The following is a 20,819-nucleotide window of genomic DNA, read 5'->3' on the forward strand; positions in this document are numbered from 1 at the left end:
TGTCCCCCGTGAGACATGTCATCGCCCTCGACGTGGGCGGCACCGGGATGAAGGCGGCCTTGGTGGGCGCGGGCGGCGAGCTCCTGCACCAGGCCCGCCGGGCGACCGGCCGCGAGCGCGGCCCGGACGCGGTCGTCGACGGCATCCTCGACTTCGCCGCCGAGCTGCGCGCCCACGGCACCGAGCACTTCGGCGCCCCCGCACTCGCGGCCGGCGTCGCCGTCCCCGGCATCGTCGACGAGGAGCACGGCATCGCGGCCTACTCGGCCAACCTGGGCTGGCGGGACCTCCCGCTGCGCGACCTGCTCACCGCCCGTCTCGGCGGCGCCCCGGTCGCCCTGGGCCACGACGTGCGCACCGGCGGCCTCGCCGAGGGCCGCGTCGGCGCGGGCAAGGGCGCCGACCGCTTCCTCTTCGTGCCCCTGGGCACCGGCATCGCGGGCGCGATCGGCATCGCGGGCCGGGTCGAGGCGGGCGCCCACGGCTTCGCGGGCGAGATCGGCCACATCGTCGTACGGCCCGGAGGGACCCCCTGCCCGTGCGGCCAGCGGGGCTGCCTGGAGCGGTACGCCTCGGCGGCGGCCGTATCGCAGGCATGGGCGTCGGCCACCGGTGACCCGCAGGCGGACGCGGCGGACTGCGCGAAGGCGGTGGAGTCGGGGGACCCGAGGGCCCGGGAGGTCTGGCAGCAGGCCGTGAACGCCCTGGCCGACGGCCTCCTCACCGCCCTCACCCTCCTGGACCCCCGCACCCTGATCATCGGTGGCGGCCTGGCCGAGGCGGGGGAAACCTTGTTCACACCACTGAGGGAGGCACTCCGGCAACGGATCACCTTCCAGAAACCACCGACGATCGTCCCGGCGGCCCTGGGCGACACGGCGGGTTGCTTGGGCGCGGGCTTGCTGGCCTGGGATCTCCTCAACAAGACGAACAGTTCGGAGGTAACGCCCTGATGGCAACCCCCCCAGGGGCGCGGGGAACTGCGCGACCAGCCACGACGCACCCGCATCCCGCCACGGGCAAGGCACCCCTCGTCCTGTCCGGCGCAACGGTCGTCCTCCCCACAGGAACCGTCAAAAACGGCCGAGTGATCGTCGACGGCACCCGCATCGCCGACAGCGCCCCGGAGAACACCCAGGCCATCGACGCAACCGGACACTGGCTGGTACCGGGATTCATCGACCTCCACAACCACGGCGGCGGCGGAGCCTCGTTCACCTCAGGCACGCCCGAAGAGATCCTCAAAGGAATCCGCACCCACCGGACCCACGGCACCACCACCCTCGTCGCCTCCACCGTCACCGGCGACATGGACTTCCTCGCCCAGCGCGCCGGCCTGCTGAGCGAACTCGCCGAGCAGGGCGACATCGCCGGTATCCACTTCGAAGGCCCGTTCATCTCCCCCTGCCGCAAGGGCGCGCACTCGGAGGAACTCCTGCGCGACCCCGACCCGGCAGACGTCCGCAAGCTGGTCGACGCGGCGCGCGGGCAGGCCAGGATGGTCACGCTCGCCACCGAACTCCCCGGCGGCATCGACTCCGTACGGCTCCTCGCCGAACACGGCGTCATCGCGGCGATCGGGCACACGGACGCGACGTACGAGCAGACCGTCGAGGCCATCGACGCGGGCGCCACCGTGGCCACCCACCTCTTCAACGCGATGCCACCGCTCGGCCACCGCGACCCGGGCCCGATCGCCGCCCTCCTGGAGGACGAGCGGATCACGGTCGAGCTGATCAACGACGGCACGCATCTGCACCCGGCCGCGCTGCAACTGGCGTTCCATCACGCGCGTTCCGGCAGAGTCGCGTTCATCACGGACGCCATGGACGCGGCCGGCTTCGGTGACGGCCGTTACATGCTCGGCCCCCTGGAGGTCGAGGTCAGCGAGGGAGTCGCCCGGCTCGTGGAGGGCGGTTCCATCGCCGGCTCGACCCTCACCCTGGACCGCGCCTTCAAGCGGGCGGTGACCGTCGACAAGCTCCCCGTGGAGGACGTCGTGGCCGCGATCTCCGCCAACCCCGCCCGTCTACTGGGCATGTCGGACCGCATCGGCTCCCTGGAGCCCGGCAAGGACGCCGACCTGGTGCTTCTGGACCATCAATTCGACCTCAAGGGCGTCATGCGCCGGGGAGAATGGGTGGTCGATCCCCAACTGGGCTGATGTGTCCGGCTGTTGAGGCCGCAGCGGTCCTGGGAGACTGGACGGGCTCAGTTTCTGTCTTCGGGGGAGGTCGGTCCAGGTGATCCTCACGGTCACGCTGAACACCGCTCTCGACCTCACCTACCGCGTACGGTCGCTGCGGCCGCACACCAGCCACCAGGTCACCGAGGTCACCGAACGCCCGGGCGGCAAGGGGCTGAACGTGGCCCGGGTACTGGCGGCGCTCGGCCACGAGGTGACGGTCACCGGCTTCACGGGCGGCGCGACGGGCCGGATCGTCCAGGACCAACTCACCGCCGTACCGGGCCTGGTGGACGCCCTCGTCCCGGTCACCGGCACGACCCGCCGCACGGTCGCGGTCATGGACGAAGTCACCGGCGACACGACCCAGCTCAACGAGCCGGGTCCGACGGTGACTTCGGCGGAGTGGTCCGCCTTCCAGGAGGCGTACGAGGATCTCGTGCCGTCCGTCGCGGCGGTCGCCCTGTGCGGGAGTCTGCCGCCGGGGGTGCCGGTGGGGGCGTACGCCGGACTGATCCGCACGGCGAAGGCGGCCGGGGTCCCGGTCCTCCTCGACACCAGCGGCGAGGCACTGCGCCGCGGAGTCGCCGCCCGCCCGGACATCGTCAAGCCGAACGCCGACGAACTGGCCGAACTGACCGGCTCCCACGAGCCGTTGCGCGCGACACGGGACGCGCGGCGGCGGGGCGCGCAGGCCGTGGTCGCCTCCTTGGGCAAGGAGGGCCTCCTCGCGGCGACGGCCGAGGGACGCTGGCGTGCCACCCCACCGACCCATGTCCACGGCAACCCGACGGGCGCCGGCGACTCGGTGGTGGCGGGCCTGCTGTCGGGCCTGGTGGAACAACTCCCGTGGCCGGCCCGCCTGTCCCGGGCGACCGCGCTGTCAGCGGCGACCGTACTGGCCCCGGCGGCGGGCGAGTTCGACCGAGCGGCTTACGAGGAGCTGCTGGAGCAGGTGACGGTGACGGGGGAGGCCAGCGCGGCCTAGCTGGTGACCTGGCCCTTCTTGAGCCACACCTGGTCCAGGAGGACGTTGCACTGGTCGCCGGCCGCGCAGGAGAGGCTGATGGTGTTGGTGCCCTTGGTGAGGGTGGGCCAGTTGTAGGTGGTCGTCCAACCCTTGGCGAGGTCGCCGTCGGCTGCCTTCGCGTAGTTCTTCAGGTTGAGTTTGCTGCCGAAGACCTTGCCGTTGACCGTGATCGTCATCGCCTGGTCGTCGCTGGCGGCGCTGTAGTGCGCGAACAGCGTGTAAATGCCGTCCGAGGGGATGCCGTTGACGGTCCACGTCACCGACGCGCCCACGTTGTTCAGGTTGCCGACGTAGATCCCGCCGTCGGACTGGGCGCCCTCGACGTCCGAGGCGAGGGTCGCGCCGCCGCCGAGGCGCAGCGCCTTCGCGTCGATCGTCTGCTTGTACTCCTCGCTCGCCTCACTGCCGGCGCTGCTCGACGCACTCGGCTGCGAGCTCGCGGACGCACTGGGAGTCGTGGCCGCCTGGTTGCCGCTGTCCTTCTGGTCGTCGCCGCCCATCATCGCCACACCGATACCGATGACCACCGCGGCGACCACCGCGATCGCGCCGATCAGCAGACCCTTGGTGTTGGGGCCGCCGCTCCGGCCGCCGCCACCGCTGTAGCCCGGCAGGGGCTGCTGGGTGGTGGGGGCGGCGCCCGGGTAGGTCTCGGGGGCCGCATAGTGGGCGGTGGGCTGGCCGTAGCCGCCCTGCTGCTGCGGAACGCCCTGCTGCTGCGGGACCTGGCCGTACGGGCCGTTCGGCGCCGCCGGTGCCTGCTGCTGGCCGTACTGCCGCTGGCCGACCGAACGCGTCCGGTTGACGGAGTTCGGGTAGCCGTAGCCGTAACCGCCGCCGGACGGCGGCTGGGCGCCGTTGGCCTGGCCGTCGGCGTAGAGGTAGCCGAACGGGTCTTCGTCCTCGGGCGTGCTCGCCCCGTTGTTGCCGGACGTCATCCCTTGTACTCCTCAGGCAGGTGCGGGCTGATGCGATACGGATGGTCAGAATGGCGAGCCTACCCGCTCCTGATGGCCCAAACAGGTGACTCGGATCGCATCAGCTCGCTGACCTGGGGATCATCCCGCGCGTCTGTGTTGTTTGGGACGAGATCGTTTCTCGATGTACATCCGCTCGTCGGCCGACTTCAACACTTCGTCCGCGGTCATGCCGCAGTGCGCCCAGCCGATGCCGAAGCTGGCACCGACCCGGACGGCCCGTCCCTCGGCCCGGATCGGCTGGATGATCTCGTTGCGCAGACGTACGGCGAGGTCGGCGGCGTCGGCCTTGCCGAGCCCGTCGGCGAGGATCACGAACTCGTCGCCGCCGAGCCGGGCCACGGTGTCGCCGTCCCGCACGCACTGGGACAGCCGCCGGGCGACCTCGATGAGGACCGCGTCGCCCGCGTTGTGCCCGAACCGGTCGTTGATGGACTTGAAGCCGTCGAGGTCGCAGAAGAGCACCGCGAGCCCCTTGGTGCCGTCGTCGCGCTCCCCCTCGGGGGCGGCGGTGTGCACATGGTGGTCGAAGGCGTCGTACGCCTCGGCGCCGCCGGGCCGGAAGTCGAAGCCGTGGCCGTTCGCGTCGAAGGCCGGGTGGCTGAAGGCCGCGTCCATGGTCTCCAGGGCGCCCGCGTTGGTGGGGCGCTGGCAGAGCCGGGAGGACAGCCGCGCGCGCAGCTCGGCGGAGTTCGGCAGGCCGGTGAGGGAGTCGTGGGAGGCGCGGTGGGCGAGCTGGAGCTCGCGGCGCTTGCGGTCCTCTATGTCCTCGACGTGGGTGAGCAGGAAGCGCGGGCCGTCGGCGGCGTCGGCGACCACCGAGTTGCGCAGCGACACCCAGACGTAGGTGCCGTCCCGGCGCCCGAGGCGCAGCTCGGCCCGGCCGCCCTCGGCCGAGGTGCGCAGCAGGGTGCCTATGTCCTCGGGGTGGACGAGGTCGGAGAAGGAGTAGCGGCGCATCGCGGACGCGGGGCGGCCGAGCAGGCGGCACAGGGCGTCGTTGGTGCGCAGGATGCGGCCGTGCTGGTCGCCGCCCATCTCGGCGATGGCCATGCCGGAGGGGGCGTACTCGAAGGCCTGGCGGAAGCTCTCCTCGCTGGCCCTGAGGGCCTGCTGCTCCCTTTCGAGCCTGACCAGTGCGCGCTGCATGTTCGCGCGTAGACGCGCGTTGCTGATCGCGATGGCGGCCTGGAACGCGTACATCTGGAGCGCTTCGCGACCCCAGGCGCCGGGCCTGCGGCCGTTGCGGGGCCGGTCCACGGAGAGCACGCCGATCAGCTCGCCGCACTGCCCGCCCTTCATGGCGGGCGTGTACATCGGCGCGAACAGCCGGTCCGAGGGGTGCCACTCGTCCTCGAAGCGGGGCGCGGGGCCGTCGGTGTACCACTGCGGGACGTCGTCGTCGTCGAGGACCCAGCCCTCGGTGTGCGGGATGAAGACCAGGTCGCCCCAGGTCTCCCCCATGCTCAGCCGGCGCTCCCAGGACTCGCGGGAGCCGACCCGGCCGGTGATGAGCGCCTCGGCCGCCTGGTTCCCGGAGAAGGCGGCGACGACGAGGTCGCCGTCGGGGCGCACGAGATTGACGCACGCCAGCTCGTAGCCAAGTGCCTGGGTCACGCCGTTCGCGACCGTCTGCAGTGTGTCCGCCAGGCTGCGTGCCGTGTTCATGTCGGCCATGACCTGGTGCAGCTGTCGCAGGGACGCAAGACGGACGTACGGCTCCGACTCGGTCTCCATCGCTCGCCCTCCCCCCGAGACCTCGCAGTGAATCAAGGGTTCTCTTCGGCGTATCTTGAGTGCAGTTTCGTCGGTGTGGGTTGTCGGAACTTCCCCGCCACTGAATCACAGTGCGCTCCCCACTCGGTACACAGGGTCAACAATTAGTACCTCTTGTGACTCAAGTCACAGCGAAAGATGAACAATTGAGTAGGGTTTCTGCGTTTTCCCTGTGCGTTTACTGAACGCAAACTTTGGGTGTTTGTGGAGACTGTGCACGTCTCCGCCGGTAGACCTAGGTCCGGCCTCGGACGAAGGCCCGATGCGGCCGCCCCGGCGGGGAGACTAGCGTTTCGGACGTGCCCGAAACTCCCCTCGCCACCGCCGTCCCGATGATCCCCGCGCCCGCCTCCGGGCATGCTGTGGGGGTGAGCAACGACGAGTTCCGCGCCGCCATGTCCCGGCTTGCCGCGGGCGTGGTCCTGGTGACCGCGTTCGAGCCCCCGCTCGATTCCGACGGGCCCAAGGGCGAGGACGTCGGCATGACGGCCACGGCGTTCCTGTCGGTCTCCCTGGACCCCCCGTTGGTGCTGGTCAGCCTGCGTACGGGCTCCCGTATGGACGACCTGCTCGACGAACAGCCCCACTGGGCGGTCTCCGTCCTGTCCGAGAGCCAGCGGCACATCGCCGGCCGCTTCGCCATGAAGGGCCGCATCAGCGACCGCCTCCTGTTCGAGGACATCCCGTACGTCCGCGGCTCGGCCACCGGCGCCGTACTGGTGGGCGGCGCCCTCGCGACCCTGGAGTGCCGCACCGAGCAGCGCGTGGCGGCCGGCGACCACACCCTGGTGATCGGCCGCGTCCTGACGGCGGACGTGCCGAGCGCGGACGGCGGGCCGCTGGCCTATTTCCGTGGCAGGTACCGCCAGTTGGGATGAATTCCGTGGCGGCCCGCTGAACGCCCGGACTAGGGTCCCCGGATGACCTCCGCGAGCTCCGCCCCCCGCCTCGAAATGATCACACCCGTTAATTTCGAATCCGCCACCGGCATACGCGTCCGGCCCGAGCAGGAATTCGCGGTCTCCCCCGTCATGCAGTCCCTCGCCGAGGCGTACGCCCATCCCGAGGGCGTGGCCTGGCCCCGTCTGATCGTCGACGGCGAGCGCGCGGTCGGCTTCCTGATGGCCTTCCTCGACATCGACTGGCGCGCCGACGGCGGCAGCCTGCGCCGCTCCGGCCTGTGGCGCCTGAACATCGCGGCCGACGCCCAGGGCAGGGGGTACGGCCGTTTCGCCGTCGAGTCCGTCGCGGCCGAGCTGCGCCGCCGGGGCACGAAGGAGTTGTACGTCACCTGGCACGAGGGCCCCGACGGCCCCGCGGAGTTCTACCTGAGGCTCGGCTTCCGCAGGACCGGGGAACAGAGCGGGGGCGAGACGGTCGGGGTGCTGAGCCTCGACTAGAGCAGGGCGACGTCGAGCCGGGCCGCCCTCCCGGGGTCCGTGGTGATGTCGATGACACTGATCCGGTCGTGTACGAACGTGAACGCGAGCGTTCGCTCCACGCGCCCGTCCCGCACCACCGCGAGCCCCGTGACGCCCTCGACGAGCGCGGGTACGGCGACTCCGGCGAGGTGCGAGTAGCTGCTCGCCCCCTTGGCCACCGCCCAGGCGCCCGTCGTCACCCCCACCTCCGTCCGCGCCACGACGTCCGGGTCGAGGACCGCCAGCAGCCCGTCGAAGTCACCGGCACGCGCGGCGGCGAGAAAGGCGTCGACGACCTCGCGTCGGCGGCCCGGGTCGGCATCCGCGCCCTGCGCGCCCCGCACCCGTCGCCGGGCCCTGCTCGCGAGCTGGCGGGTGGCCGCCGGGCTCTTGCCGACGACGCCGGCGATCTCGTCGTAGGGGACGGCGAAGAGGTCGTAGAGGACGAAGGCGAGCCGTTCGGCGGGGCTGAGGGTGTCGAGGACGACCAGGAGGGCGGTGCCGACCGAGTCGGCGAGGAGGGCGTCCTGCTCGGGGTCGGGGGTGGCGGCCGGGAGCGGTGCCTCGGGTTCCAGGGGCAGTTCGGCACGGGTCCTGCGGGAACGGAGCATGTCGAGACAGACCCGCCCGACGACGGTCGTCAGCCACCCCCCGAGGTTGTCCACCTCCCGCGCATCGACCCGGCTGAGCCGCACCCAGACTTCCTGCACCGCGTCATCGGCCTCGCTCCCCGACCCGAGCATCCGCTGAGCCACGGCCCGCAGCCGTCCGCGGTGCGACTCGAACCGGTCGGCCAGGTAGTCGCTGTCGCCCATGGGTCACCGCTCTCGTCGTGGTCAGCCGTCAGTCAGTTGACGGATAAGACGAGGAGAATGTGACGCGCCCCTTTAGGGGCGCGGGAAACTGCGCGACAAGCCACGACGTCGCCGCACCCGAATGGAGCCGTCAGCCCCAGTCCCGCCCAGACCGCCCCCGCTTCGTGTCCGACCGCGCCTTCTTCTCCCGCAACCGGCGTTCATTGATCCCACGAGGAATCCGGGTAGCCCGCCGCGGCTTCGGCGGCGGCGCGGTCGCTTCGGCAAGCAGCGCCGCCAAGCGCACCGCCGCGGTCTCACGATTGCGCCACTGCGAGCGGTGCTCGGAGGACCGTACGGTCACGACCCCGTCGACGAGCCGCCCGGCCAACTTGGCCAGCGCCCGCTGCTTCCACACCTCGGGCAGGGACTCGGTCCGCTCGACGTCGAAACGCAGCTCCACCTGCGTGTCGCTGGTGTTGACGTGCTGGCCGCCCGGCCCGGACGACCGCGAGAAACGCCACATGAGCTCGGCCTCGGGGAGCGAGACGGAGCCGCGGATGACATAGGGACCGGACATGGGGTCCATGTTCCCGGCTCTGTCCGGTTCACGTCACCCGAATATCGCCGGGCCGTCGCCCCGGATTGGTAAAGAAAGTAAAGACACGGGGAACCTTGGCCACCCCTCGCGGCGTTCATAGGGGTAGCTGTAGCTTCGAGCCCGTACTGCGGTACTGCCGTACACAGACGTCTTAACGAGGGAAGGACTCCCAAACCATGGCTGTAAGCCTGTCCAAGGGTGGCAACGTCTCGCTCACCAAGGAGGCTCCGGGCCTGACCGCCGTCACCGTGGGCCTCGGCTGGGACGTCCGCACCACCACCGGCACGGACTTCGACCTCGACGCCTCCGCGATCGCGGTCAACACGCAGGGCAAGGTCTACTCCGACGGCCACTTCGTGTTCTTCAACAACAAGCAGACCCCGGACCAGACCATCGTCCACACCGGTGACAACCGCACCGGCGAGGGCGCGGGCGACGACGAGGCGATCAACGTCAACCTGGCCGGCCTTCCCGCCGACGTCGACAAGATCGTCTTCCCGGTCTCGATCTACGACGCGGAGAACCGCTCGCAGAACTTCGGCCAGGTCCGCAACGCCTACATCCGCATCGTCAACCAGGCCGGCGGCGCCGAGATCGCCCGCTACGACCTCTCCGAGGACGCGGCCACGGAAACGGCGATGGTCTTCGGCGAGCTGTACCGCAACGGCGCGGAGTGGAAGTTCCGCGCGGTGGGCCAGGGCTACGCGTCCGGCCTGGTCGGCATCGCGACGGACTTCGGCGTGAACGTCTGACGTTCACTGCGCTGAGCTGAGCGGGAGCCCCTGGTCGTACCGCGGCCGGGGGCTCCGGCGTCAGGTCTGTGACACGAACGCGGTCCAGCTGGCCGGGGTGAAGGCCAGGCGGGGGCCGGTGTGGTGGTTCTTGGAGTCACGGACGTGGATCGTGCGGGGTGCTACCGCGATCTCGACGCAGGAGTTGCCGTCGTTGCCGCTGCTGTAGCTGCTCTTGAACCACGCCAGGTCGGAGGCGTCCCCGGCAGCGGACTTGCGGATCATGTTTCTCCCAGCAGTTGTTCGATGAGGGCCAGCGACTCCCTTGGTGAGAGAGCCTGCGCGCGGATCGTGCCATACCGCAGTTCCAGGATGCGCAGCTGTTTCGGATCCGAGGTCGGACGACCGTCGGAACGCCCAACCGCCGTTCCATCGGGGAACTTCAGCACCTCGATCCTTCCGTCCAGGCCGGAGTGCACCTCGGAGTTCAGCGGCATCACCTGAAGCATGACGTTGTGCAGCCGCCCTACCCCCAGCAGGTGTTCGAGCTGTCGTCGCCACACCATTGTGCCTCCGAGGGGACGACGCAGGGCCGCCTCTTCCAGCACGAAATGGATGGACGGGGCCGGGTCGCGCTCGAAGACCGACTGCCGTGCCAGCCGAGCGGTCACCATGCGCTCCACATCGTCGGGCGAATAGGGCGGCTGCGCGGCGGAGATCACGGCCCGAGCATGCTCTGCCGTCTGCAACAACCCATGGACGCTGTTGGGCTCATACACCCCGATCTCAACCGCCTGCCCCTCCAACTTGGCAAGCTCCCGCACCTTCTTGGGATACCGGACCTTCTTCACGTCCTCCCACGTCGCGGAGATGAGCCCACCGGCCTTCAACACCTCGTCGGCCCTGTCCAGATACTCCTGCCGGGGAATCCGCTTCCCGCCCTCGACTTTGTAGACGAGGTCCTCGCCGTACCCCACCGCCTCCCCGAAGTCACCGGCCCGCATCCCCACGGCCTCGCGCCGCAGCTTCAGTTGCCGCCCGACCGTCGCGATGACCGCGACACCCCACTCGTCGTCGGGATCGACCTCCCAGCCCGACTCGACCGTCTCGCCGTCCACGCTCATCCCGCGCCCCTCCGTCGTACGTCCGTACCCGCGACGCCCCTACCCCTACGACCGCCCCCGACAGCCCGGACACGACCGGACAAGCTCCGGACAGTCACCGTACGCATCGGCGTCGTCACTGTTCACGGTACGCAGCCACGGCCACGCTGAGTGACGTGAATCAAGAAACCGCCGTCATCCGGAACTTCAGCGTCCTGCTGTCCCCCACACCACGCGGAGCCCGCCTGGCCCGACTGCTGGCGGTCGAGCAACTCCGCGAGTGGGGACTCCCGTTGGATCCGGCGGAGCACATCGTGGCGGAGCTGGCGGCGAACGCGGCAACGCACGGACGCGTCCCGGGGCGCGACTTCCGTCTCACGCTCTACGTCGTCGGCGACACCCTGCGCATCGAGGTCACGGACACCCGGGGTGACCGTCTGCCGCCCACCGAACTCCCGGCGCCGGACGCGGAGTCGGGTCGTGGACTGGTGATCGTGGACGCGCTCGCCGACCGCTGGGGCGCCGCCCGGGAGCGCCGCCCGCGCAAGACGGTGTGGGCCGAGATCGACCTCTCACCGAACGCCAGAAACCCGTGCTCCGGTGGCACCGACGGTCTTTTCCAAGGAACTCATGGGAGAAAGAAACCCAACCAAGCCCCACCCCTCCTCCCGCCCCGAAGCGCAGCTCACCCGCCCGAGTGAACATCGCCAACTCAGCTGGATTTCGCCCCGGTTGCTTGCTCTACGCTCACCGCAACACAACCGCAGACATGCAACGGCCCTCGCCGGGACTGGCATCCCAATGCGAGGGCCTGACCACCAAGGAAGAGAACAGCTTCCCGATGGACACCCAAAACCCTAGCGCGCCCCCGCGCGCACAGTCCCGTAACGCGGGCAAAAACCACTCCCACGCGGGTGGCCTCGTTCACGAGAACGCCCGGCACACCACCCGCTTCACGGTCATCGGCAACCACCTCGCCCAGCACCCGGAGCTGTCGGCCCTCGCTATCGGACTCGCGGTCCACATCCAGTCGCTCCCCGCCAAGGCCCGCGTCGACATCAAGACCCTCGCGGCCCGCTTCCCGGAGGGCACGACCCGTATCGCCGCCGCGTTGCGCGAGCTGGAGACCCACGGCTACCTGCGCCGCGAACGCGAACGCCTCCCTGGCGGCCGCATCATCACCCGCACGACGTCCTGCAACCAGCCCGGACGCCGTCCCGCCGAACCGGGCCGACCCAGGAGACCCTCCCGACCGGCCGCCGCGCAGGACAAACCCCGCAGAAAGCTCCCGCCCGTCCCCCAACCCGGCTACCCCGCTCCGGAACTGCTCCGAACAGCCCTCGATGTCCTCGCCGGCCTCCGCCGCCGCGACCCCCGCCTGCTCCTTTCGGCCACCGACGCAGAACACCTCGCCCCGGGCGTCGCCGCCTGGCTGGAGCGCGACATCGCCCCCACCGCCGTACGCCACGCCCTCACCGAGAACCTCCCGAACGAACCCCTGATCCGGCCGGCCGCCTTCCTGGCCCACCGCCTGACAGTCCAGCTACCGCCACTTCCACCGCTCAGGCCCCCGGCCCCACGGGCCCCGGAGCCCAGACACCCCTTCCAGACCTGCGACGGCTGCACCCGCGTCTTCCGCACCCCGGACCCCGGCCGCTGCCGCGACTGCCGTACTCATACGGCAGCTCTCACCTGAGTGGGCTTGCTCATGGCCGGTTCCCTCACACGCCGACAGGATCGACACACCCTCATGCACCCTGCTGCCCGCGTCCCTCTCCCAGCACGGCATGTCCGGATAGCCTGGCCGGGGCACCTCCAGGAGGACACGATGAGCACTCAGTCCGATCACAGGCACGACCTGGTACCGCGTCCCGAGCAGACCCCGGACGCCTTGCGCGCGGCTCTCGCCGTTGTCGCCCCCGGACGCCTGGAGGAGATGCAGACCACCAAGGACGAAGCCTTCGCCAAGGCCCTTGAGTGGCAGTCCCTGAGTCCGGTGCAGAGCTGGGTCCTGACCTGGGCCCGGGACATCGAGATCGCCCGCCGCCCTGACTTGTCCGGTCGCCATGCACGTGCGAAGAGCAACTTGGAGCACGAGGACCCGGTCGTCGCGCACGAAGCTCTACGGGAACTCAGCGCGGTCCTCGACGAAGCCATGAAGGCAGTTCGCGGGTGAGCTGGAAGTGGGAGTACGCCTTCGGAGCGGAGGAAGCCGCCCGCACTGCTCCCCCGGACTTCCTGGCGGAGTTGGGAAGAAGAGCGGACGAGCTGGTCAGGGCCGCTGAGGCAGTCCACGTCCACGGTCGCGCCCATGAGGGGACGGATCCGAAGGGCGGCGACGTCATCATCCCCGGCGGCATGTTCACGTATCAGGTGGTCATCCGCAGCGAACGTGTCCACGTCGTCCAGATCACCTATTTGGGTTTCTGAGGAATACCTGGCCCGCTCCAAGAAACCGGCACCTGCGCCGACGGACCCGATGCGAACCGCCAACACGGCCGCCCCGGACTCACGCCAGCACCCGCCGCAAAGTCGCCCGCCCCGCAGGCAGCCAAGTCCGAAGGCGGCGCGGACCGCCCAGGCGCGGGCGCGCTGGATCAGGGCCTGGTCGTCGGTGCCGTAGGACTTGAAGAAGCGGGTCGCTGCGCCGTCCGGGAGGAGGAGCCAGGCGGCCGCGAGGTCCGTCGCCGGGTCACCGGCGCACAGTTCACCGAAGTCGATCACGCCCGTGAGCGTGTCGTCCGAAACGACGACGTTCGCGGGATGCAGGTCGCCGTGCAGCCACCGGCCAGACCCCTGCCAGGCAGGGGCGGCCAGGCCCGCCTCCCACACCCGCCGGAGGTCCTCCGCGGCGAACTCGCCGAGGTCCATCGTCCGCAACGCCTTGTCGACCCCGGGCGCGTGGGCCTCCGGCGGTTGGGCGGGGGCGAGCTGAGGTTCGTTGGTCGGGTGCGGGCCGGTCGCCTAGTGAGGTGCCGGGTCAGGTCGTCTGGCGGGTGCGGATCCATCGTGGCTGGTCGCGCAGTTCCCCGCGCCCCTGGGAAGTTGCCGCGCGGGCTGTGTGGGGCACCCGTATCGCCAACTCCTCACCGAGACGCCAGAGTTCGTGTGCTCACTTCACTCGCGGGAATCGTGCCTGGAGCGTCCAGATCGCCGGGTTCTCGCCCAGGTCCTCGTGGAGGTCGACCAGGTCGGCGATGAGGTCGTGGAGGAAGTCGCGGGCCTCGCGGCGCAGGTCCGCGTGGGAGAAGGTGAGCGGCGGCTCCTCCGCCGGCATCCAGTCGGACTCGATGTCCACCCAGCCGAAGCGGCGCTCGAAGAGCATGCGGTCGGTGGACTCGGTGAAGTCGAGTTCGGCGTGCTGGGGGCGGGATGCGCGGGAGCCCGCGGGGTCGCGGTCGAGGAGTTCCACGATGTCGCACAGCGCCCACGCGAAGTCGAGCACCGGCACCCATCCCCAGGCTGTGGACAGTTCCCGGTCCTCCTTGGTGTCCGCGAGGTAGACGTCACCGCAGAACAGGTCGTGCCGCAGCGCGTGGACGTCCGCGCGCCGGTAGTCGGTCTGCGGTGGGTCGGGGAAGCGGTTGGAGAGGGCGTAGCCGATGTCGAGCACGTACGAGATGGTGTCACGCGCCCCTCATAGGATCACCGCGTGTCCCGATCCACGCCGCTCACCGCCCTCGCCCTGCTCCTCGTGAGCGCCCTCACCGCGTGCGGCGGCGGAGTGCACGGCACCCCCGGCGGCTCCGGCCTGCGCGACCCGTACTTCCCGAAGGCCGGCAACGGCGGCTACGACGTCACCCACTACGACCTCGACCTCACCTACGACCCGGACAGCGGGAATCTCTCCGGCACCGCGACCCTCACCGCCCGCGCCACCCAGGACCTGACCGCGTTCAACCTCGACCTCGACGGCCTGGACGTCGAGAAGGTCACCGTCGGCGGCGCCCCGGCCCGCTGGAACCGCACCGGCCAGGAGCTGACCGTACGCCCGCACGACGACCTCGACGAGGGCGCCGCTTTCCGCGTGACCGTCCGCTACTCCGGCACCCCGAAGACGATCACCGACCCCGACGGCTCGGAGGAGGGCTGGCTCAAGACCGAGGACGGCGCGGTGGCCCTCGGGGAACCGACCGGCTCGACAGCCTGGTTCCCCGGCAACCACCACCCCTCCGACAAGGCGTCCTACGACCTCACGATCACCGTGCCCGAGGGCCTCCAGGCCGTCTCCAACGGCGAGTTGACGGCCAGCAGCACCAGCGGCGGACGTACGACCGCCACCTGGCACACCGCCGAGCCCATGGCGAGCTACCTCGCCACCGTCGCGATCGGCGAGTACGACATCCACCGCACCACCCTCCCGGGCGGCCTGCCCGTCTACACCGCCGTCGACCCGGCCGAGGCCGACGCGAGCCGGAAGATGCTGGCGCAGCTCCCGGCCGTGATGGCCTGGTCCGAGGACACCTTCGGCCCGTACCCCTTCTCCTCCACCGGCGCGATCGTCGACCGCCAGGGAGACGCCAGCTACGCCCTGGAGACCCAGAACCGCCCCTTCTTCCCCGGCGCCCCCGACACCGGGACCCTCGTCCATGAACTCGCCCACCAGTGGTACGGCGACTCGGTCACCCCGAAGACCTGGCGGGACATGTGGCTCAACGAGGGCTTCGCGACCTACGCCGAGTGGCTGTGGGCCGAGGACCACGGCGGCGACAGCGCCCAGGAGACCTTCGACGCGCTCTACGACCACGGCGAGGACGACTACGAGGACCTCTGGGACTTCCCGCCCGGCACCCCGTCGAGCGCCGCGCACCTCTCCGACAGCCCCGTCTACCAGCGCGGCGCGATGGTCCTCCACAAGATCCGGCAGCTGCTCGGCGACACCGCCTTCATGGCCCTCCTGCGCGACTGGCCCACCACCCACCGCCACGGCACCGCGTCCACCGAGGACTTCACGACGTACGTCGAACACCTGGCCCCCGACAAGGACTTCGGGCCGGTCTGGGAGGACTGGCTGTACGGGGACGGCAGGCCGGAACGGCCCTGAGGGTTCAGGGTGCCGAGTCGGGTGATACGCCCCTCACTCCACCCGGATCCCCGCCTCCGCCGCCAACACCGGCGCCAGATCCAGCAGTTGCGCCGTACTGATCACCGCCCCCGTCAGCCGGCCGACCCCCCGGGCGATCTCCAGCGGCGCGGCCCCGCGCAGGTCGACGTCCTTGAGGGTGGCCGACGTGAGGTCCGCCCCCTTCAGGGCGCAGTCCACGAACTCGACGCGCTCCAGGCGGGCGCCCCCGAAGTCCGGTTCCACCAGGACGCAGCCCTGGAAGACGACGTCCTTCAGGGTGGCCGTCCGCAGGTTGAGGTAGTCGATCTTGCCGCCGCGGATCAGGACCCGTTCGAGAGCGGCGCCGTGCAGCTGGGTGCCGCCGAGGCGGGCGTCGATCAGCTCGGTGTCACGGAGGGTCGCGCCCGAGAGGTCGGTGCCCACGCCCCGTATGCCGGTGAGGGACGAGTCGAGGAACCGGGCGTTGCGCAGTCCCGTCTCGTCCAGCGCGCAGCCTCTCAGCGCGCAGTCCATGAAGCGGGACCCCGCCCCGTCCTGGCCCACGAAGTCCGACTCCAGGAACTCCAGCCCGTCGTAGTCCCCGTCCGGCTCCAGCTCCCCTCCCCGGAACGGCTCCAGCGGCGGCAGCCGCACCTCCGGCCGCCGCGCCCCCTTCACCCGCGACCCGCCACCCGGACCACCGGAACCGCTCGACCCACCCGCTCCACCCGCCGCTCGCCTCACCATGCCCCCATCCTGCACCCCACCACCGACAATCCACCTGACCTGCGAGAACCTGCGAAACCCAGCCTCCATGTCACATTCCGGTGCCCTCGATCAGTCATACCGAAGAGACGCGCGATCCCGAGCAGAGGAGACACCGGACATGCACCGCATCACCGTCATCGGCGGCGGCCTCGCCGGACTGACCGCGGCCATCACCGCCGCCGAGGCGGGCGCCAAGGTCACCATCCACGAGGCCCATCACACGCTCGGCGGCCGGGCCAGGACCGCCGAAGGGCAGTACAGGACGAACGACGGCCCGCACGCCCTCTACAGCGGCGGCCCGCACTGGTCCTGGCTCAGGCAGCGCGACCTCGTCGGACCGCTCGCGCCGATCCCGCCCCTGGAGGCGGCCCGGCTGCGGCTGCGGCACAAGGGCGTACTCCGCCGCACCCCGCCCTTCGCGATGCTCAAGCTGCTCCGCCGCAGCGCCCAACAGGCCCCGGTCGACATGGACTTCCTGTCGTGGGCGACCGAGCAGGCGGGCGAGGAGGGCGCCCGGGCCGCCGCCCACTACTCCGCCGTCGCCCTCTTCCACCACGACCCCGGCGCCCTGTCCGCCGCGTTCGTGCAGGAGCGGCTGCGACGCGCCACCAAGCTGCCGCCCGAGGCCCAGTACCCGCGCGGCGGCTGGGCGAGCGTGGTGGACCGGATGGCGGCCCGGGCCTGGAACCTCGGGGTGCGGATGGAGACCCTGTCCCGCGTCGACACCCTGCCCACCGACACCCCCGTCGTAGTCGCCACCTCCCTCGACGCGGCCCGCCGCCTCCTCGGCGACGACTCGCTGACCTGGCCGAGCGGCCGCACGACCCTCGTCGACCTCGCCCTGCGCTCCCGCCGCGGCGACGCCTTCGCCGTGTCCGACCTCGACTCCCCCGGCTGGATCGAGCGGTTCACCGCCCAGGACCGCAGCCTGGCGCCCGCGGGCGAGCAGCTCGTCCAGGGGCAGATCCCGATTGCCCCGCACGAGAGCAAGGCCGACGGGGTCGCGCGCGCCGAGCAGTTGCTCGATCTCGCCTTCGAGGGCTGGCGCGAGCGCGTCACCTGGCGGCGCGAGGCGGTCGCGGGCGGCCGTACGGGAGCCGTGGACCTGCCCGGCACCAGCTGGCGCGACCGGCCCGCCGTGGACCGGGGCGACGGCGTCTATCTCGCGGGCGACCAGGTCGCGGCGCCCGGGGTGCTCTCGGAGGTCTCCTTCAACAGCGCCCTCACGGCCGTGTCGCTGGCTCTCGGCCGCCACGCCCTTGACCTCAAGCACGCTTGAGGTCGAAGAGTGGTCCCCCTGACGACACAGGGAGTTCTCCTCATGCACGCCATCCGCCTGCACACCTTCGGCCCCGCCGAGAACCTCACCCACGAGACCACCGACGACCCGCTGCCCGGCCCCGGCCAGGTCCGTATCGCCGTACGGGCGGCGGGAGTTCACCTCCTCGACACCGCCCTGCGCGAGGGCCAGCAGGGACCGCTGCCCGAGCCGACCGCGCTGCCCACCATCCCCGGCCGCGAGGTCGCCGGAGTGGTCGAGTCCCTCGGCGAGGGCGTCGCCGGACTGTGGCTCGGCAGGCGCGTGGTCGCCCACCTCGGGTTCGCGCCCGGCGGCTACGCCGAACTGGCCGTCACCGATGTCGACCGCGTCCACGAGATCCCCGACAACCTGGACTTCGCCCAGGCCGTCGCCATGATCGGCACGGGCCGTACGACCATGGGAATCCTGCAGTTCGCCGAGCTCGGCCCGGACTCCGTGGCCTTGATCCCGGCCGCGGCCGGAGGCATCGGCACCCTGCTCGTGCAGTACGCGAAGAACGCCGGAGCCACGGTGATCGGCCTGGCGGGCGGCCCGCACAAGGTCGCTCTCGTCGAGCGGAACGGCGCCGACCTCGCCGTCGACTACAACGACCCCGCATGGCCCGGAAAGGTCCGCGCCCACCTCGGCGGCCGGCCCGTCACCGTCGTCTTCGACGGCGTCGGCGGGGACGTGGCCCGCGAGAGCACCGCGCTCCTCGGCCCCGGCGGGCAGCACATCGTCTTCGGCTGGTCCGGCGAAGGGATCCACGACGGACAGCCGTACCTCGTCGAGGGCGTGTCCGAGCAGGTCCTCGGCCCGGTCATGATGCGCAAGGCCGGCGGACCCAACCCCATGCGCACCCTCGAACTGCGCGCCCTCACCGAGGCCGCCGCAGGCCGTCTCACCCCCGCCGTACAGCGCTTCCCGCTCGCCGAGGCCGCCGCCGCACACCGGGCGCTGGAGACCCGCGGCACCACCGGAAAGGTGGTTCTGGAGCCGTGACCCGCCGCTGACGCGGCTTGGCCCGAACCCCGGCTCAGTGCCGACCGGCGATCCGGTCCGCCCACCGCGCCAGCCGGGACGACTCCGCGCTGTGACTCACCGACTCCCGCCGATCCGCCGTGCGATACGTGGCGTACATCCCCTGCACGCCCAGCCACCGCAACGGCTCCGGCTCCCACTTGCGCACCTTGTGCCCGGCCCACGGCAGTTCCGTCAGCTCGGTCCGCCCGCCCTGTCCGGAGTCCTGCTGGACCAGGTCCCGCAGGGTCCGGGCGGCAAGGTTCGCAGTGGCGACACCGGAGCCGACATACCCGCCCGCCCAGCCGATCCCCGTCGAACGGTCCAGCGTCACCGACGCGCACCAGTCCCGCGGCACCCCGAGCACCCCCGACCAGGCGTGCGCGATCCGCACCCCGGCCAGCATCGGGAAGAACCCCACGAGGATCTCCCGCAGCGCATCCACCGTCGCAGCCTGCGTCCGCCCGTCGTTGTCGGTACGCGACCCGAAGCGGTACGGCACCCCGCGCCCGCCCAACGCGATCCGCCCGTCGGCGGTGCGCTGCGCGTACATGTACGCGTGCGCCATGTCCCCCAGCGTCTGCAGCCCCTCCCAGCCGATCGCCGCCCACTGCTCGTCCGTCAGCGGCTCGGTGGCGATCATCGAGGAGTTCATCGGCAGCCAGGTCCGCTTCTGCCCCTTCAACGCGGCCGTGAAGCCCTCGGTGCAGCGCAGCACATAGGGCGCACGGACGGTGCCGTACGGCGTGACCGCGTGCTTGGGCCGGATCTCCGTCACCGGCGTCTGCTCGTGAATGGTCACCCCCAGCGCCTCGACGGCCGCCGCGAGCCCCTTCACCAGCTTCACCGGATGCACCCGCGCCCCGTGCGGCGTCCACGACGCCCCCACCGCGTCCGCGACCCGGACCCGCTCCGCCGTCTCGCGGGCGCCGTACAGCTCACGGTCCTTCTCGCCGTACGACAGCTCGTGCTCGTGGAAGGCCTTGAGACGCGCCAACTGCGCGGGCGTACGCGCGACTTCGAGGACGCCACCCTTGTGGAGCCCGGCGTCGAAGCCCTCCTCACCGACCACCCGCACCACCTCGCCGACGGTGTCGTTCATGGCCTTCTGCAGCCGTACGGCGGCCTCGTGGCCGTGCAGCTTCGCGTACCGGTCGCGGCCCGCGACGCCGTTGTACAGCCAGCCGCCGTTGCGCCCCGAGGCGCCGTAACCGCAGAACTTCTGCTCCAGCACGGTGATCCGCAGAAAGGGCACGGCCTTCTTCAGGTAGTACGCCGTCCACAGCCCCGTATAACCGCCGCCGACGATCACCACGTCCGCCGACGCGTCACCGCCGAGCGGCTCCCGCACCCCGGGGAAGCCGTCGTCCGCGTACCAGAAGGAGATGCCGCCGTTCACGACACTGCTGCTCATGGCCAGGGACGTTAACCCGCCGGCACACCCGCTGTCTCCTTCGGATTCCGTACTCCCACCAGCGGACAACACCCGAATCCGATCAGGACGGCGGTGAAGTGCCCCAGGTCGGTGAACGTCCGCCCGGTCACCAACGGCACCGCGTACACGACGAGAACGGCGAACCCGTAGCCGTACCGCCAAGGCGCCGGAATCCGGTACACCAGCACCGCGACCACCCCCGCCAGCGCATAACTCACCCCGACATCCAGTGTGTTCACCGCCGACGCGGGCGCCATCCCGTGCCGGATCCCCCACAGCAGCGCCCCCTCGCTGATCAGCGTGGCCAGCACATGCGCCGCCGCACACACCGCCAGCCAGCGCGCGGTACCCAGCCAACGCTCCGCCGACGCGTGGAAGACGGAGTAGAGGACGACGTACGGCAGCCAGTACCCGCCGTCGATCCACATCGCACTGGCGACCAGCACCCGCACCGGATTGTTCGACAACTCATGGATGTTGGTCGACCGCTGCCGCAGGAACTCCTCCTCGAACTCCGGCGACATACGGTGCAACGCCACCGTCGTCACGAAGAGGACCGCCAGCCACACATAGGTGCCGGGGGCGCTGCGGACATACGCCCACACCCTGTGGACACCCCGGTTAATTCGCATGA

General features: G+C 70.9%; 23 protein-coding genes and 1 pseudogene. 13 read left to right on the plus strand and 11 right to left on the minus strand.

The window, feature by feature from the left end; translation table 11 throughout:
• The first annotated feature begins 8 nt into the window (after nucleotides 1-8).
• From AB0D34_RS24010 to AB0D34_RS24020, 3 genes are all read left to right on the plus strand, one after another.
• Nucleotides 9-953 carry an ROK family protein gene (locus AB0D34_RS24010; RefSeq protein ID WP_362664549.1) on the plus strand — a complete coding sequence of 315 codons (945 nt, stop codon included), beginning with the start codon at nucleotides 9-11 and terminating at the stop codon, nucleotides 951-953.
• Complete coding sequence (gene nagA / locus AB0D34_RS24015) at nucleotides 953-2,164, plus strand: N-acetylglucosamine-6-phosphate deacetylase (RefSeq protein WP_362664551.1); 1,212 nt, start codon at nucleotides 953-955, stop codon at nucleotides 2,162-2,164. The genes AB0D34_RS24010 and nagA overlap by 1 nt, the downstream gene beginning before the upstream one ends.
• 79 nt (nucleotides 2,165-2,243) lie before the next feature.
• Complete coding sequence (locus AB0D34_RS24020; RefSeq protein ID WP_362664552.1) at nucleotides 2,244-3,173, plus strand: 1-phosphofructokinase family hexose kinase; 930 nt, start codon at nucleotides 2,244-2,246, stop codon at nucleotides 3,171-3,173.
• Here the strand turns inward: AB0D34_RS24020 and AB0D34_RS24025 are convergent.
• Both AB0D34_RS24025 and cdgB read right to left on the minus strand, forming a co-directional pair.
• Nucleotides 3,170-4,153 carry a carbohydrate-binding protein gene (locus AB0D34_RS24025; RefSeq protein ID WP_362664554.1) on the minus strand — a complete coding sequence of 328 codons (984 nt, stop codon included), beginning with the start codon at nucleotides 4,151-4,153 and terminating at the stop codon, nucleotides 3,170-3,172. The genes AB0D34_RS24020 and AB0D34_RS24025 overlap by 4 nt on opposite strands.
• A gap of 120 nt (nucleotides 4,154-4,273) precedes the next feature.
• Entirely contained in the window at nucleotides 4,274-5,929 is a 1,656-nt protein-coding gene (gene cdgB, locus AB0D34_RS24030; RefSeq protein WP_362664555.1) for a diguanylate cyclase CdgB, read from the minus strand.
• Between the two features lie 371 nt (nucleotides 5,930-6,300).
• Here cdgB and AB0D34_RS24035 point away from each other — a divergent pair, with 371 nt between their 5' ends.
• Nucleotides 6,301-6,846 (plus strand): flavin reductase family protein, encoded by a 546-nt coding sequence (locus AB0D34_RS24035; protein WP_362664837.1) that lies wholly within the window; start codon nucleotides 6,301-6,303, stop codon nucleotides 6,844-6,846.
• Nucleotides 6,847-6,888: 42 nt separating this feature from the next.
• A complete protein-coding gene (locus tag AB0D34_RS24040) occupies nucleotides 6,889-7,368 on the plus strand; it encodes a GNAT family N-acetyltransferase (RefSeq protein ID WP_362664557.1) in 480 nt (159 codons plus the stop codon).
• On the opposite strand, the gene AB0D34_RS24045 is transcribed toward AB0D34_RS24040, so the two are convergent.
• Both AB0D34_RS24045 and arfB read right to left on the minus strand, forming a co-directional pair.
• Nucleotides 7,365-8,204: a sigma-70 family RNA polymerase sigma factor gene (locus AB0D34_RS24045; protein WP_362664559.1), complete on the minus strand. Its 840-nt coding sequence runs from the start codon at nucleotides 8,202-8,204 to the stop codon at nucleotides 7,365-7,367. The genes AB0D34_RS24040 and AB0D34_RS24045 overlap by 4 nt on opposite strands.
• 130 nt (nucleotides 8,205-8,334) lie before the next feature.
• Nucleotides 8,335-8,772: an alternative ribosome rescue aminoacyl-tRNA hydrolase ArfB gene (gene arfB, locus AB0D34_RS24050; protein WP_362664561.1), complete on the minus strand. Its 438-nt coding sequence runs from the start codon at nucleotides 8,770-8,772 to the stop codon at nucleotides 8,335-8,337.
• A 188-nt stretch (nucleotides 8,773-8,960) separates the two neighbouring features.
• On the opposite strand from arfB, the gene AB0D34_RS24055 reads away from it, so the two are divergent.
• Nucleotides 8,961-9,536, plus strand: a complete 576-nt coding sequence (locus AB0D34_RS24055) for a TerD family protein (protein ID WP_362664563.1) — start codon at nucleotides 8,961-8,963, stop codon at nucleotides 9,534-9,536.
• Nucleotides 9,537-9,596: 60 nt separating this feature from the next.
• Here AB0D34_RS24055 and AB0D34_RS24060 read toward each other — a convergent pair whose 3' ends face one another.
• Nucleotides 9,597-9,800: a DUF397 domain-containing protein gene (locus AB0D34_RS24060; RefSeq protein WP_362664564.1), complete on the minus strand. Its 204-nt coding sequence runs from the start codon at nucleotides 9,798-9,800 to the stop codon at nucleotides 9,597-9,599.
• Entirely contained in the window at nucleotides 9,797-10,639 is an 843-nt protein-coding gene (locus AB0D34_RS24065; protein ID WP_362664566.1) for a helix-turn-helix transcriptional regulator, read from the minus strand. The genes AB0D34_RS24060 and AB0D34_RS24065 overlap by 4 nt, the downstream gene beginning before the upstream one ends.
• A 155-nt stretch (nucleotides 10,640-10,794) precedes the next feature.
• Between AB0D34_RS24065 and AB0D34_RS24070 the strand changes: the two genes are divergently transcribed.
• The 4 genes from AB0D34_RS24070 to AB0D34_RS24085 all read left to right on the plus strand — a co-directional run bounded on the left by AB0D34_RS24070 (nucleotide 10,795) and on the right by AB0D34_RS24085 (nucleotide 13,048).
• On the plus strand, nucleotides 10,795-11,319 hold the full coding sequence (locus tag AB0D34_RS24070) for an ATP-binding protein (protein WP_362664568.1): 525 nt from the start codon (nucleotides 10,795-10,797) through the stop codon (nucleotides 11,317-11,319).
• Between the two features lie 140 nt (nucleotides 11,320-11,459).
• Nucleotides 11,460-12,314: a helix-turn-helix domain-containing protein gene (locus tag AB0D34_RS24075; protein ID WP_362664570.1), complete on the plus strand. Its 855-nt coding sequence runs from the start codon at nucleotides 11,460-11,462 to the stop codon at nucleotides 12,312-12,314.
• Nucleotides 12,315-12,446: 132 nt separating this feature from the next.
• Nucleotides 12,447-12,794: a hypothetical protein gene (locus AB0D34_RS24080; RefSeq protein ID WP_362664572.1), complete on the plus strand. Its 348-nt coding sequence runs from the start codon at nucleotides 12,447-12,449 to the stop codon at nucleotides 12,792-12,794.
• On the plus strand, nucleotides 12,791-13,048 hold the full coding sequence (locus AB0D34_RS24085; protein ID WP_362664574.1) for a hypothetical protein: 258 nt from the start codon (nucleotides 12,791-12,793) through the stop codon (nucleotides 13,046-13,048). Before AB0D34_RS24080 ends, AB0D34_RS24085 begins: the two co-directional genes overlap by 4 nt.
• Nucleotides 13,049-13,189: 141 nt before the next feature.
• Here the strand turns inward: AB0D34_RS24085 and AB0D34_RS24090 are convergent.
• Nucleotides 13,190-13,507, minus strand: a pseudogene (locus AB0D34_RS24090) (phosphotransferase); the annotation flags it as partial.
• Between the two features lie 223 nt (nucleotides 13,508-13,730).
• Nucleotides 13,731-14,231 (minus strand): hypothetical protein, encoded by a 501-nt coding sequence (locus AB0D34_RS24095; RefSeq protein WP_362664576.1) that lies wholly within the window; start codon nucleotides 14,229-14,231, stop codon nucleotides 13,731-13,733.
• Nucleotides 14,232-14,270: 39 nt separating this feature from the next.
• On the opposite strand from AB0D34_RS24095, the gene AB0D34_RS24100 reads away from it, so the two are divergent.
• A complete protein-coding gene (locus AB0D34_RS24100; RefSeq protein WP_362664577.1) occupies nucleotides 14,271-15,662 on the plus strand; it encodes a M1 family metallopeptidase in 1,392 nt (463 codons plus the stop codon).
• A 33-nt stretch (nucleotides 15,663-15,695) separates the two neighbouring features.
• Here the strand turns inward: AB0D34_RS24100 and AB0D34_RS24105 are convergent, their stop codons facing one another.
• Nucleotides 15,696-16,409, minus strand: coding sequence for a pentapeptide repeat-containing protein (locus AB0D34_RS24105; protein ID WP_362664579.1), 714 nt, complete (start codon nucleotides 16,407-16,409; stop codon nucleotides 15,696-15,698).
• Between the two features lie 139 nt (nucleotides 16,410-16,548).
• Between AB0D34_RS24105 and AB0D34_RS24110 the strand changes: the two genes are divergently transcribed.
• Complete coding sequence (locus tag AB0D34_RS24110; protein ID WP_362664581.1) at nucleotides 16,549-17,709, plus strand: FAD-dependent oxidoreductase; 1,161 nt, start codon at nucleotides 16,549-16,551, stop codon at nucleotides 17,707-17,709.
• A 42-nt stretch (nucleotides 17,710-17,751) separates the two neighbouring features.
• Entirely contained in the window at nucleotides 17,752-18,732 is a 981-nt protein-coding gene (locus AB0D34_RS24115; protein WP_362664583.1) for a zinc-binding dehydrogenase, read from the plus strand.
• Nucleotides 18,733-18,766: 34 nt separating this feature from the next.
• On the opposite strand, the gene AB0D34_RS24120 is transcribed toward AB0D34_RS24115, so the two are convergent.
• Entirely contained in the window at nucleotides 18,767-20,164 is a 1,398-nt protein-coding gene (locus tag AB0D34_RS24120) for an FAD-dependent oxidoreductase (RefSeq protein WP_362664585.1), read from the minus strand.
• Nucleotides 20,165-20,175: 11 nt separating this feature from the next.
• Entirely contained in the window at nucleotides 20,176-20,817 is a 642-nt protein-coding gene (locus tag AB0D34_RS24125) for a rhomboid-like protein (RefSeq protein WP_362664587.1), read from the minus strand.
• Nucleotides 20,818-20,819: the final 2 nt, after the last annotated feature.

Source organism: Streptomyces sp. NPDC048420 (genome assembly GCF_040651535.1).
In the GTDB taxonomy this organism is placed as follows: Bacteria; Actinomycetota; Actinomycetes; order Streptomycetales; family Streptomycetaceae; genus Streptomyces.